Here is a 13,698-nt window from a genome sequence, read left to right on the forward strand (position 1 = left end):
GCCGTGGCGGCCCGGCGATTGGACGAAGATTCGGCGCGTCGGCGAACCGAGTCGGGGTTGCGACCGGCCGCCGCGCCGTGGCTCAGTCAGCGATCCAATTGCCATGAAAGCCGGGCGGGATCCGGTGCGGCAGATGGATTACCGCTTGCGGCGCGCCGGTAAAATCGTCGGCGTTGAGGATGACGAGCTCGCTCGTCTCGTTGGTCATGTCGACCACCAGGCCGATCAGCCAGCCGTCATCTTCGGCCCCGGCGGCGCTGCGGGGGACGAAGACAAACTCGCCGGGATGGCGGCCGGGGCCGAAATCACGCGCCTCGGTCGCGCCCCTTTCCAGATCGTGGCGGAACAGCCGGGTATCGGCGATCGCCATTTCGACCGCGTCACCGCCCGGAATGGCGACGCTGTAGATATAGCGATAGGGGCGGGTGGTCAGGCGCTCGTCGTAGCGCGGAAATTCCTGCGGATGATCGTGTACAACTGCGCGCGTCGTGGTCCCCGCCACCGGGTCGATGGTCCAGCGTTCCATGCGCGACCGTTCGCTGTCGGGGCCGCGCTTCGAGCGCGCGAACATCGTGTCGTGCGCGACGACATCGACCACCACCTTGCCGTCGGTGGTTTCGAACGCATTGGCGGGGTGAAAGACATAGCAGGGATCGACCGGCACCCACACCACCTCGTCGCCACGGCCTTTCCTGGGGAGGAGGCCGACGCGCGCGGGATGGGCTTCGTTCCACGCATAGGGAAAGCGATAGCCGGCGAGCAGCGATTTCATCGAAAAGGTGACGGGCAGATCGAACACCAGCACGTAATGTTCGGTGAGAGCGCAGTCGTGAATCGACGGACCGTCGCTCACTGCGACCGCTTCTTCACGGATCACCTGCGCCTTGTCGTCGAGCACGACGTGCCAGACCTTGTTCATTTCGTCGCCGCGGTAGGTGATCGCATGCGTCTCGCCGGTGAGCGGGTCATGATGCGGGTGCGCCGTGTAAGGGCCAGCGAGGGTGCCGTCGAAGGGGTTGTGGGCGATCGTCATGAGTTGATCGTCGAGTTCGACGGGCTTGCCGCCCGCCTCGACGATCGCAAAGGTACGTCCCGCCAATCCGACGACATTGGTGTTGGGGGCATCGAAGCCGTCGGTGCGCGGGCCGGGGGGGATCGGCTCGCCGAGCTTTGCGCACGCCTCGTTCCCGCGCACCCAGCGGTTGCGATACCAGTGCGCCTTGCCGTCGCCGATGCGCAGCCCGTGGACCATGCCGGCGCCCGTGAACCAGTGGTAGCTCGCGGGATCGGGGGGGAGAGCCGGGTTGGGGCCATTGCGCAGATAGCGCCCCGAAAGCGCCGCGGGAATGTCCCCGTCGACGCGCAGGGCCTCGATCGTCAATTCCTCGGTCATCGGTTTGTGGATGCCGGTCAGATAGGGATGCGCTTCGGTGGGGCGGGGCAGGCGCTTGCGGTTGAAATCGGCGACCTTGCCGATGCCCTTGGTGACCGCGCCGCGGATCAGCGTTTCCATATTGCTCGCCATGCCCTTCTCCTTTCGCTTGCGCGACCGACTCGCGATGTTTACAGTGCAAACATGATCGACGAAGATAACAGTGTCAACATGGAAAATGTCGATGCGGTGGCGACGCCGCGTGGCAAGGGCTATCATCATGGCGACCTGCGCGCTGCGGTGATCGCCGCCGGGATGAAGCGGCTGACCGAGGGCGACGATGCGGAACTCGGCCTGCGCGCGCTGGCGCGCGACGTCGGCGTCAGCGCGACCGCGCTTTACCGGCATTTCCCCGACAAGGAGGCGCTGCTCGACGCGCTGGCCGACGAAGGATTGCGGCGGCTGGGGGCGTTGCAGGCGCAGGCGTGGCTCAAGGCGGGCGGCGGCAAGGCGGGCTTTCTTGCGATCGGTATCGCCTATGTCCGCTTTGCGCACGAAGACCCCGCTATCTTTCGGCTCAGCTTCACGCGCCAGATGCCCGAACGCTATCGCGAAGCAGGGACCGATGGCGGCGAAACCGCCTTCAACCTGCTGCGCGTCGGGGTGTCGCAGGCGCTGCCGCAGCTCGATGCGCCCGACGTCGCGGCGCTCCACGCTTGGTCATTGGTGCACGGGCTGGCAATGCTGATTCTCGACCGCCGGATCGAATGGGACGAAGCGCGGGTCGAACAGGTCGTCGCAATGACTTTCGGCGGGTTCGACTAACGCGATGATTTGCAGAGATTTCGCGCCCGTTCCCGGCTAAACAGGTGGCGATGTTAGCCATTTGTTTTCCAGTTTTTGCCAGATAACGGGCATGACGCGGACACTCCCCCCACGAGTAGAAGCGACGTTCTGGTCGCTGCTGATGGCGCTTGGCTATTTCATGCTCGCCAGCCTGTCGCTGCATGCGACGAAGGGGGAGGACAATATCGCCGCGATCTGGCCGCCGAGCGGCTATTTCCTGGCGTTGCTGCTGTTGATGCCGGGGCGCGCACGACCGGCGGCGATCGGCGCCGCAGCGGCGGCCAGCCTTGCCGCGAACATGCTGAGCGGGGCGCCCTTCCTGATGGCGGCGATTTTCACGCTCGCCAATTCGGTCGAGGCGGGGCTCGCCTTCTGGATCGTTCGCCGCCGCGAGGGCGAGGACCTCTCGTTCATGGTGCCGCGCGCCGTCGCCAGCTTCTGCCTTGCGGTGATCGTGGCCAGCATGGCCAGTGCCTTGATCGCGGGGGGCGGTACGATGCTGGCTTTCGGCGGCATCGGCCTCGACTTCTTCCTCTCGTGGATGACGACCGTGGCGCTCGGCATGCTGATCGTGGCACCGCCGTTGATCATGCTGACGCGGCTTGTCGCGTCGAAGGCGCTCGACAATGCGACCATGCGCATGAAGATCGAAGCGATCTCGGTGCTCGCGCTTGCGGCGCTGATTACTGCGGTCAGCTTCGAACAATCGCACTTTCCGGCGACATTCCTTCCGGTCATCGCGGTGATCGTCGCCGCCTATCGCGTCGGTCCGTTCGGCGCCGCGGCCGGCATGCTCATCATCGCCGGCATCGCGGCCTGGCTGACCGGGCAGGGGCACGGGCCGGTCGCGGCGATGGAGGCCAGCGTCAAGGAGCAGGTCTTCTTCCTGCAATTCTATCTGCTCGCGCTTCAGTCGACCGCGCTGCCCCTCGCTGCATCGCTCGTCGTCCAGCGCCGGCTCGCCAAACGGCTCGAGCAGAGCAATCGCTGGCTGGTGCAGGCCGAAGCGGCTGCGCTGGTGGGCCATTGGCGCGTCGATCTGATGCGCTGGACGATCCACTGGTCGGACCAGACCTATCGCATCCACGGACTGGAACCCGGCGCGCCGGTCAGCGTGACGACCAGCGTCGAGCAATATGTCGAAGAGGATCAGCCCGCGGTGAGGGCGATATTGGAAGAGGCGGTGCGCACCGGCGAACCCTTCGAATATCAGGGACGGATCATCCGCGCCGACGGCGCGATACGCTATGTCAAATCGCACGGTTCGATCGAGCGCGGGCGCGGCGGGCGCAGCGTCGGCATTTTCGGTACGGTGCAGGATGTCACAGCAACGGTCGAAAATGCCCGCAGCCTGGAAGCCGCGCGCAGCATCGCCGAGGAAGCCGCGAACACCGACATGCTCACTGGGCTGCCCAACCGGCGCTCGACACTCGCGCTGCTCAATCGCGCCTTGCTGGCGGCAGGCGAGGGGCGGACGCAGCTCGCGGTGGCGATTTTCGACATCGATCATTTCAAGCAGATCAACGATCGTCACGGTCACGCAGTGGGCGACGAGGTGATCCGCTGGGTCGGGCAGCGCGCGAAGGCGACGCTGCGCGAGGAAGATGTCGTTGGCCGTTATGGCGGCGAGGAATTTGTGTGCATCTTTCAGGGGCCGAGCGCCCGGTCGGCGGAACTGGTCGCCGAGCGCATTCGGGCATCGATTGAAAAGGCCGATGTCGAGGCCGAAGGCCCGGCGCATGTCACGATCAGCATCGGCCTTGCGGCGTATGCCGCCGACGCCAGCGTCGAGGAATTGCTGCACCGCGCCGACAAGGCGCTCTATCTCGCCAAGCGCGAAGGGCGCAACCGGCTGCGCATGGCAGCCTGATCCGCGGACAAAAAGAAGGGCGCGAGGGATGTCCCTCGCGCCCACCTTTAACCAATCGTGCTGCGATCAGTTGGCTTCTTTTGCCGTCGCTTCCGCGGGCGCCGGATCGGCTGCCGCTTCGGCGGTCGCCGCGGGCTGCGCTGCAGCCTTGGCTTCGGCAATCGCCGCCGCAAACTGCTCGGCGGTGAAGCTCGTGGCCAGACCCTGCTGCGACTGGAAGAAAGCCGACTTCGGCAAGCGCATGTCGCCTTCGGCGGTCGTCAGCACGACGGCGTCGGCTTCGACAACCTTGACCTTGCCAACGATAGCGGTGCCCTTGGCGCTGCGGATGTCGGCGCCGGGGACGAGCGCGGCGTTCAGCGCCGCGGTGGCGGCGGCGGCCTGCTGGTCGAGCCAGGCGGTGAGCTGTTCGAGGGTCAGCGTGATCGCCGGGCCCTTGTCGGTTACCATGAACGACGTCTTGGGCAGTGCGACCGACTTGCCATCGACAGTGATGACGACGTTGGGGTCGGCGACACTGGCAATCGGGCCGATCGCCTTGCCGGCCGAGTCATAGACCGTGGTGCCGGGCGCGAGGTTGATGGTCGGCGCCGCGGCGGGCGCGCTCTGCGCGAATGCCGGCGCGCCGGCGGCCATTGCGAGGCCGAGAGAGAGGGACGTGACAATGCCTGCGATCTTGCGCATAGCTTCTTTTCTCCTTGGTGGTTTTCGGATTGACATGGACCTTGAACGCATGCCGCGACGCGAAGGCCATGCCAAAGCTGCCGAACCGTGGCAGAGCCGCGACGAAGCGAGCCGCGGCGCGCAATCGGCACGGAATATTCGCTGCGGGACGACGTCATGGAGCCGGCGGGCCTGATGCAAAGCTGATATTGGGGGACGACAATTGACAGTGGCGGGCCCCGATCCTATATCCGCCTCACACCTTTCCGTCCGGGAAGCGGCCTGACTTTGCGCAGCAGGCGGCACGAATAGGGCGGTCGGGATTTCGAGATGCGTTGGAAAGCTGCGGTAAACCGGCAACGGTTGCCTGCGGCTTTTTTGCGTCTCTATCGCGCTCGCGAGTCGAATTTTTACAGGCGAGACAATCCTTTATGGCGACCAAGGCGAAGTCGGTGGGCAAGGCCCTCGAAGCAACCGCAACCAAGCGAATCCGCAAGCTGTTCGGCAATATCCACGAAGCCGTGGAAATGCCCAACCTCATCGAGGTGCAGCGCGAATCCTATGAACAGTTCCTGCGTTCCGATCCGTCGGTCGGTTACGTCTCGGGCCTTGAAAAGACGCTGCGCAGCGTGTTTCCGATCCGCGACTTTGCCGGGACCGCGGAGCTGGACTTCGTCCATTACGAGCTCGAAGAGCCCAAATATGACGTCGAGGAATGCCGTCAGCGCGGCATCACCTATGCAGCGCCGATGAAGGTCACGTTGCGCCTGATCGTCTTTGAAGTCGACAGCGAAACCGACACGCGTTCGGTTCTCGATATCAAGGAGCAGGACGTCTACATGGGCGACATGCCGCTCATGACCGAGAACGGCACCTTCTTCATCAACGGCACCGAGCGTGTCATCGTCAGCCAGATGCACCGTTCGCCGGGTGTGCTGTTCGACCATGACCGCGGCAAGACCCACTCGTCGGGCAAATATCTCTTTGCCGCGCGCGTCATTCCGTATCGCGGTTCGTGGCTCGATTTCGAATTCGACGCCAAGGACATCGTCAACGTCCGTATCGACCGCAAGCGCAAGCTTCCGGTGACCAGCCTGCTGTATGCGCTGGGCATGTCGGGCGAAGAAATCCTGAACTTCTTCTACGACCGCATGATCTTCGAACGTGCGGCCGATGGCTGGAAGATTCCGTTCGTCCTCGAAAACTGGCGCGGCGCGAAGCCGGCGTTCGATATCGTGGACGCCAAGACCGGCGAAGTCGTGTTCGCCGCTGGGCACAAGATCAGCCCGCGCCTCGCCAACAAGGCGGCTAAGGACGGTCTTGAAACGCTGCTGATCCCGACCGAGGAAATCTTCGGCCGTTACAGCGCCTATGACCTGATCAATGAATCGACCGGCGAGATCTACATCGAAGCCGGCGACGAAGTGACCGCGGAAAATCTGGAAAAGATGGACGCCGCCGGCATCGACAAGCTGGTGCTGCTCGACATCGACCACAACAACACCGGTCCGTGGATCCGCAACACGCTGAAGGCCGACAAGGCCGAGGATCGCGATCAGGCGCTGAGCGACATCTATCGCGTCATGCGCCCCGGCGAACCGCCGACGCGCGAAACCGCCGACGCGCTGTTCGCGGGCCTGTTCTTCGATCCCGAACGCTATGACCTGTCGGCGGTGGGCCGCGTTAAGCTCAACATGCGCCTCGGCCTCGATGCAGAGGACACGGTGACGACGCTGCGCAGCGAGGACATCCTCGCCGTGGTCAAGGAACTGGTGAACCTGAAGGACGGCAAGGGCGAGATCGACGATATCGACAATCTCGGCAACCGCCGCGTCCGTTCGGTCGGCGAGCTGCTCGAAAACCAGTATCGCGTCGGCCTGCTGCGCATGGAGCGTGCGGTCAAGGAGCGCATGTCGTCGGTCGACGTCTCGACCGTGATGCCGAACGATCTGATCAACGCGAAGCCGGCGGTTGCTGCGGTGCGCGAATTCTTCGGCTCGTCGCAGCTTTCGCAGTTCATGGACCAGACCAACCCGCTGTCGGAAGTCACCCACAAGCGCCGCGTCTCGGCGCTCGGGCCGGGCGGTCTGACCCGCGAACGCGCGGGCTTCGAAGTCCGCGACGTCCATCCGACGCACTATGGCCGTATCTGCCCGATCGAAACGCCGGAAGGGCCGAACATCGGTCTGATCAACAGCCTCGCGACCTTCGCGCGCGTCAACAAATATGGCTTCATCGAAACCCCGTACCGCCGCGTCGTCGACGGCAAGGTGACGAGCGAAGTCGTCTATCTGTCGGCGATGGAGGAATCGAAGCACACGGTCGCGCAGGCGAACGCCGATCTCAACCCCGACGGCAGCTTCGTCGAGGAGCTGATCTCGGCGCGTGAAGCCGGCGAATTCCTGATGGCGCCGCGCGAACAGATCACGCTGATGGACGTGTCGCCGAAGCAGCTGGTTTCGGTTGCGGCCTCGCTCATTCCGTTCCTGGAAAACGATGACGCCAACCGCGCGCTGATGGGATCGAACATGCAGCGTCAGGCCGTGCCGTTGTTGCGGGCCGAAGCGCCCGTCGTCGGTACCGGCATGGAAGGCACCGTCGCACGCGATTCGGGTGCGGCCATCGCGGCACGCCGCGGCGGCATCATCGACCAGGTCGATGCGACGCGTATCGTCATCCGTGCGACCGACCTTGTCGAACCCGGCAAGTCGGGCGTCGACATCTATCGCCTCCAGAAGTTCCAGCGGTCGAACCAGAACACCTGCATCAACCAGCGTCCGCTGGTGAAGGTGGGCGACGTGATCCGCACCGGCGACATCATCGCCGACGGTCCGTCGACCGAGCTTGGCGAACTGGCGCTCGGCAAGAATGTGCTCGTCGCGTTCATGCCGTGGAACGGCTACAATTATGAGGACTCGATCCTCATTTCCGAACGCATCGTGAAGGACGACGTCTTCACCTCGATCCACATCGAGGAATTCGAAGTCACCGCCCGCGACACGCGCCTCGGGCCGGAGGACATCACGCGCGACATTCCGAACGTCGGCGAAGAAGCGCTCCGCAACCTCGACGAAGCGGGCATCGTCTACATCGGCGCCGAAGTCGGCCCGGGCGACATCCTGGTCGGCAAGATCACGCCGAAGGGCGAAAGCCCGATGACGCCGGAAGAAAAGCTGCTGCGCGCCATCTTCGGCGAAAAGGCCAGCGACGTGCGCGACACCTCGCTTCGCTTGCCGCCGGGCGTGTCGGGTACGGTCGTCGAAGTCCGCGTCTTCAACCGTCACGGCATCGACAAGGATGAACGCGCGATCGCGATCGAACGCGAGGAAATCGAGCGTCTGAAGCAGGACGCCGACGACGAGCGCGCGATCCTCAACCGCGCGACCTTCTCCAGCCTCAAGGAACTGCTGGTCGGCCAGGCCACCAGCGCAGTGCCCAAGGGCATGAAGAAGGGCGACGTGCTGACCGAAGATCAGCTCGCCGAACTCGATCGCGGCGACTGGTGGAAGCTCGCGGTCGTCGACGACAAGGCGCAGGCCGCGCTCGAAGCGATCAAGGCGCAGTATGACGACGCGATCAAGCGGATCAACGCGAAGTATGAGGACCGCGTCGAAAAGCTGCAGCGCGGCGACGAACTCGCGCCGGGCGTGCTCAAGATGGTCAAGGTCTTCGTTGCCATCAAGCGCAAGCTGCAGTCGGGCGACAAGATGGCGGGCCGCCACGGGAACAAGGGTATCATCAGCCGCATCCTGCCGATCGAGGACATGCCGTTCCTCGAAGACGGCACGCATGTCGACGTGGTGCTCAACCCGCTGGGCGTGCCGTCGCGTATGAACGTCGGTCAGATCCTCGAAACGCACCTCGGCTGGGCATCGCGCGGTTTCGGCCGCCAGATTACCGCGGCGCTCGAAGATTGGCGTGCGGCAAACCCGAACCCCGAAGCGGGCGCGCCGCCCGAAGCGGTACGTGAGGCGCTGCTCACCGCCTATGGCGACGATTATGCCGACGACATCAAGGGTCGCAGCAATGATCAGATTGTCGAGATGGCGGGCCACCTGTCGCTCGGTATTCCGTTCGCGACGCCGGTGTTCGACGGCGCGCGCGAAGGCGATGTGTCGACGATGCTGGAACGTGCCGGTCTCGACCGGTCGGGTCAGGTCGATCTGTACGACGGCCGCACGGGCGATCGTTTCGACCGCAAGGTGACGGTGGGATATATGTATATCCTGAAGCTCCATCACCTAGTCGACGACAAGATCCACGCGCGCTCAATCGGGCCGTACAGCCTCGTAACCCAGCAGCCGCTGGGCGGTAAGGCGCAGTTCGGCGGCCAGCGCTTCGGTGAAATGGAAGTGTGGGCGCTCCAGGCTTATGGCGCCGCCTACACGCTGCAGGAAATGCTGACGGTGAAGTCGGACGACGTGATCGGCCGCACCAAGGTTTACGAAGCGATCGTCAAGGGCGACGACACCTTCGAGGCAGGCATTCCCGAAAGCTTCAACGTGCTCGTCAAGGAAATGCGCTCGCTGGGCCTCAACGTCGAACTGTCGTCCTATACGGACGAAGACGACAAAGATGGTCCGGACGCTCTTCCCGAAGCCGCCGAATGATTTTCCTCACCCCCTTCCGCCGGCGGTGGAGGGGGAAGAGTGGAGCTAGAATATGAACCAGATTACCAACTTCATGAACCCGGTCGCGAAGCCCGAAACCTTCGACATGATCAAGATCGGCATCGCGAGCCCGGAGCGCATCCGCTCGTGGTCGTTCGGCGAAATCAAGAAGCCCGAAACGATCAACTACCGCACGTTCAAGCCCGAACGCGACGGCCTGTTCTGCGCGCGCATCTTCGGTCCGATCAAGGATTATGAATGCCTGTGCGGCAAGTACAAGCGCATGAAATACAAGGGCATCGTCTGCGAAAAATGCGGTGTCGAAGTCACGGTGACCAAGGTCCGCCGCGAACGCATGGGCCATATCGAGCTCGCCGCGCCCGTCGCGCACATCTGGTTCCTGAAGTCGCTGCCCTCGCGCATCGGCCTGCTGCTCGACATGCAGCTCAAGCAGCTTGAGCGCGTCCTCTATTTCGAAGCCTATATCGTTCTCGAACCCGGCCTGACGCCGCTCGAGAAGTTCCAGCTTCTGACCGAGGACGAACTGCTCGACGCGCAGGACGAATATGGCGAGGACGCCTTCTCGGCCGGCATCGGCGCCGAGGCGATCCGCGTGCTCCTCGAAGGGCTCGACCTCGAACAGGAACGCGTCGATCTGATGGAAGAGCTGGCGACGACCAAGTCGGAGCTGAAGCCCAAGAAGATCATCAAGCGTCTGAAAGTCGTCGAAAGCTTCATCGAATCGGGCAACCGTCCCGAGTGGATGATCCTCGAAGTCATTCCGGTCATCCCGCCCGAACTGCGCCCGCTGGTGCCGCTCGACGGCGGCCGCTTCGCGACGTCGGATCTCAACGACCTGTATCGCCGCGTCATCAACCGTAACAACCGTCTGAAGCGCCTGATGGAGCTGCGTGCGCCGGACATCATCGTCCGCAACGAAAAGCGCATGCTGCAGGAAGCCGTCGACGCGCTGTTCGACAACGGCCGCCGCGGCCGTACGATCACCGGTGCCAACAAGCGTCCGCTGAAGTCGCTCAGCGACATGCTCAAGGGCAAGCAGGGCCGCTTCCGTCAGAACCTGCTCGGCAAGCGCGTCGACTATTCGGGCCGTTCGGTCATTGTGACCGGTCCGGAACTCAAGCTGCACCAGTGCGGCCTGCCGAAGAAGATGGCGCTCGAACTGTTCAAGCCGTTCATCTATGCGCGCCTCGACGCCAAAGGTCTGTCGATGACCCTCAAGCAGGCGAAGAAGTGGGTCGAAAAGGAACGCAAGGAAGTCTGGGACATCCTCGACGAAGTCATTCGCGAGCACCCGGTCCTCTTGAACCGCGCCCCGACGCTCCACCGCCTCGGCATCCAGGCGTTCGAACCCGTGCTGATCGAGGGCAAGGCGATCCAGCTTCACCCGCTGGTCTGCGCCGCGTTCAACGCCGACTTCGACGGCGACCAGATGGCCGTGCACGTCCCGCTGAGCCTCGAAGCGCAGCTGGAAGCGCGCGTGCTGATGATGTCGACCAACAACATCCTCAGCCCCGCGAACGGCAAGCCGATCATCGTTCCGTCGCAGGACATGGTCCTCGGCCTCTATTATCTGTCGATGGAACGCGAAGGCGAACCGGGCGAGGGCATGCTGCTGGCCGACATGGCCGAAGTACACCAGGCGCTTTACACGGGCGCGGTTACGCTGCACTCGAAGATCACCAGCCGCGTTCCGCAGACCGACGAAGCCGGCAATGAATATCTGCGCCGCTTCGAGACAACGCCGGGCCGCATGCTGATCGGCGAATGCCTGCCGAAGTCGCACACCGTGCCCTTCGACGTCGTCAACCGCCTTCTGACCAAGAAGGAAATCGGCGACGTGATCGATCAGGTCTATCGTCACACCGGCCAGAAGGAGACGGTGCTGTTCGCCGACGCCATCATGGCGCTGGGCTTCCGCCACGCGTTCCGTGCCGGCATCTCGTTCGGCAAGGACGACATGATCATCCCCGACGCCAAGGAAAAGCTGGTCGACGAGACCCGCGCGCTGGTGAAGGATTTCGAGCAGCAGTATCAGGACGGCCTGATCACGCAGCAGGAAAAGTACAACAAGGCGATCGACGCCTGGTCGCAGTGCGGCGACAAGGTCGCGAACGCGATGATGGACGAAATCCGGGCGACGCCGAAGCTCGACGACGGCCGGCTTGCTCCGGTCAACTCGATCTACATGATGGCGCACTCGGGCGCGCGTGGTTCGCCGGCGCAGATGAAGCAGCTTGCCGGCATGCGCGGCCTTATGGCCAAACCGTCGGGCGAGATCATCGAAACGCCGATCATCTCGAACTTCAAGGAAGGCCTGACCGTTCTCGAGTATTTCAACTCGACCCACGGTGCCCGTAAGGGTCTGGCCGACACCGCGCTCAAAACTGCGAACTCGGGTTACCTGACCCGCCGTCTGGTCGACGTGTCGCAGGATTGCGTTGTGATCGAGGATGATTGCGGTACGACCCGCGGCATGGAAATGCGCGCGATCATCCAGGGCGGTTCGACGATCGCCTCGCTGGGCGAGCGTATCCTGGGCCGCACGACGCTCGAGGATGTTGTCGACAAGGACGGCAATGTCATTGCCCCCGTCGGCACGCTGCTCGACGAACCCACGGTCGCCAAGATCGAGGAAGCCGAAGTGCAGGCGGTGAAGATCCGCTCGCCGCTGGTCTGCGAAGCCAGCCTGGGCGTCTGCGCCAAATGCTACGGCCGCGACCTTGCGCGCGGTACGCCGGTGAATATCGGCGAAGCGGTCGGCGTCATCGCGGCGCAGTCGATCGGTGAACCGGGCACGCAGCTGACGATGCGGACCTTCCACATCGGCGGTGCGGCGCAGGTCAACGAACAGTCGAACCTTGAAGCGATTTCGGACGGTACGATCGAATATCGCGACATGGAAACGATCGTCGACCAGCGCGGTCGCCGTCTGGCGCTGTCGCGTTCGGGCGAAATCGCGGTCATCGACAGCGAAGGTCGCGAACGCGCGACGCACAAGCTGCCCTATGGTGCGCAGATCATGCACAAGAATGGCGAGAAGGTGAAGAAGGGCGACCGGATTGCCGAATGGGATCCGTTCACCATGCCGCTCATCACCGAAAAGAACGGCATCGTGAAATATCAGGATCTGGTCGATGCCAAGACGCTGACCGAACAGGTCGACGAAGCGACAGGTATCGCCCAGCGCGTCGTGATCGAATATCGCACCACCGGTCGCGGCAAGAAGGAAGACCTTCAGCCGCGCCTGACCCTGCTCGACGATGCGTCGGGTGAAGCCGCGCGCTATCTGCTCGCGGTCGGCACGATGATCTCGGTCGAAGACGGTCAGGAAGTGAAGGCGGGCGACGTTCTGGCCCGTGTCACCCGCGAAGCGTCGAAGACGCGCGACATCACCGGCGGTCTGCCGCGTGTTGCCGAGCTGTTCGAAGCGCGCATTCCGAAGGACAATGCGGTCATCGCAAAGCTTTCGGGTCGCATCGAATTCGTCAAGGATTACAAGGCGAAGCGCAAGATCGCGATCGTTCCGGAAGAGGGCGATGCGGTCGAGTATCTGATCCCGAAATCCAAGGTGCTCGAAGTGCAGGAAGGCGACTATGTGAAGCGCGGCGACGCGCTGATCTCGGGCTCGCCGAACCCGCACGACATCCTCGACGTGATGGGTGTCGAAGCGCTGGCCGAATTCCTCGTCGCGGAAATCCAGGAGGTCTACCGACTGCAGGGCGTGAAGATCAACGACAAGCACATCGAGGTGATCGTTCGCCAGATGCTGCAGAAGGTCGAGATCACCGACGGCGGCGACACCACGCTGCTGCCGGGCGAACAGCTCGATTATCTGGAGATGATGGAATATAACGCCAAGCTGCCGAAGAACGGCAAGCCCGCCGAAGGGCGCCCGGTTCTCCTGGGCATCACCAAGGCGAGCCTGCAGACGCGCAGCTTCGTCTCGGCGGCATCGTTCCAGGAAACGACCCGCGTCCTCACCGAAGCATCGGTGCAGGGCAAGGTCGACTCGCTGATGGGCCTCAAGGAAAACGTCATCGTCGGCCGCCTTATCCCGGCGGGTACCGGCGCGGCGATGAACCGCATCCGCGTCACCGCCTCGTCGAAGGACGCGGCGCTGCGTGCCGCCATGCGCGCCGCCAATGAAGCGCATCTCATCGCGCCGCAGACTGCGGCCGAAGAGCATGCCGCCGAACTGGCGCAGGGCCCCGAAGCGGCGATGGGCGACGATCCGCTCGGCGCGGTCGAAGGGGAAACCCACGGCACCGACGCCGATGCCGGCGATTATCTGATCCAGAGTGACGAGGACTAAGTCC

General features: G+C 63.6%; 6 protein-coding genes. 4 read left to right on the forward strand and 2 right to left on the reverse strand.

The window, feature by feature from the left end; genetic code table 11:
• Positions 1–82: 82 nt before the first annotated feature.
• Positions 83–1,525: an 8'-apo-carotenoid 13,14-cleaving dioxygenase gene (locus tag L0963_RS11550; RefSeq protein WP_234179648.1), complete on the reverse strand. Its 1,443-nt coding sequence runs from the start codon at positions 1,523–1,525 to the stop codon at positions 83–85.
• 51 nt (positions 1,526–1,576) lie between these two features.
• Here L0963_RS11550 and L0963_RS11555 point away from each other — a divergent pair, with 51 nt between their 5' ends.
• Together L0963_RS11555 and L0963_RS11560 are read left to right on the forward strand one after the other, a co-directional pair.
• A complete protein-coding gene (locus L0963_RS11555) occupies positions 1,577–2,197 on the forward strand; it encodes a TetR/AcrR family transcriptional regulator (protein ID WP_003039152.1) in 621 nt (206 codons plus the stop codon).
• A 91-nt stretch (positions 2,198–2,288) separates the two neighbouring features.
• Entirely contained in the window at positions 2,289–4,088 is a 1,800-nt protein-coding gene (locus L0963_RS11560) for a sensor domain-containing diguanylate cyclase (protein ID WP_234179651.1), read from the forward strand.
• Positions 4,089–4,154: 66 nt separating this feature from the next.
• Here L0963_RS11560 and L0963_RS11565 read toward each other — a convergent pair whose 3' ends face one another.
• Positions 4,155–4,772 carry a hypothetical protein gene (locus tag L0963_RS11565; protein WP_234179656.1) on the reverse strand — a complete coding sequence of 206 codons (618 nt, stop codon included), beginning with the start codon at positions 4,770–4,772 and terminating at the stop codon, positions 4,155–4,157.
• 410 nt (positions 4,773–5,182) lie between these two features.
• On the opposite strand from L0963_RS11565, the gene rpoB reads away from it, so the two are divergent.
• Together rpoB and rpoC are read left to right on the forward strand one after the other, a co-directional pair.
• Positions 5,183–9,361, forward strand: a complete 4,179-nt coding sequence (gene rpoB, locus L0963_RS11570; protein WP_058812019.1) for a DNA-directed RNA polymerase subunit beta — start codon at positions 5,183–5,185, stop codon at positions 9,359–9,361.
• Positions 9,362–9,413: 52 nt separating this feature from the next.
• Positions 9,414–13,694, forward strand: a complete 4,281-nt coding sequence (rpoC, locus tag L0963_RS11575; protein ID WP_058812020.1) for a DNA-directed RNA polymerase subunit beta' — start codon at positions 9,414–9,416, stop codon at positions 13,692–13,694.
• Positions 13,695–13,698: the final 4 nt, after the last annotated feature.

This window comes from Sphingopyxis sp. NFH-91 (assembly GCF_021401285.1).
Lineage (GTDB): Bacteria > Pseudomonadota > Alphaproteobacteria > Sphingomonadales > Sphingomonadaceae > Sphingopyxis > Sphingopyxis terrae_A.

Bases quoted from the DNA above. Each gene is read 5' to 3' on its own strand.
- L0963_RS11550 (WP_234179648.1), bottom strand. From the start codon at position 1,525: ATGGCGAGCAATATGGAAACGCTGATCCGCGGCGCGGTCACCAAGGGC.
- L0963_RS11560 (WP_234179651.1), top strand. From the start codon at position 2,289: ATGACGCGGACACTCCCCCCACGAGTAGAAGCGACGTTCTGGTCGCTG.
- rpoC (WP_058812020.1), top strand. From the start codon at position 9,414: ATGAACCAGATTACCAACTTCATGAACCCGGTCGCGAAGCCCGAAACC.
- rpoB (WP_058812019.1), top strand. From the start codon at position 5,183: ATGGCGACCAAGGCGAAGTCGGTGGGCAAGGCCCTCGAAGCAACCGCA.
- L0963_RS11565 (WP_234179656.1), bottom strand. From the start codon at position 4,772: ATGCGCAAGATCGCAGGCATTGTCACGTCCCTCTCTCTCGGCCTCGCA.
- L0963_RS11555 (WP_003039152.1), top strand. From the start codon at position 1,577: ATGATCGACGAAGATAACAGTGTCAACATGGAAAATGTCGATGCGGTG.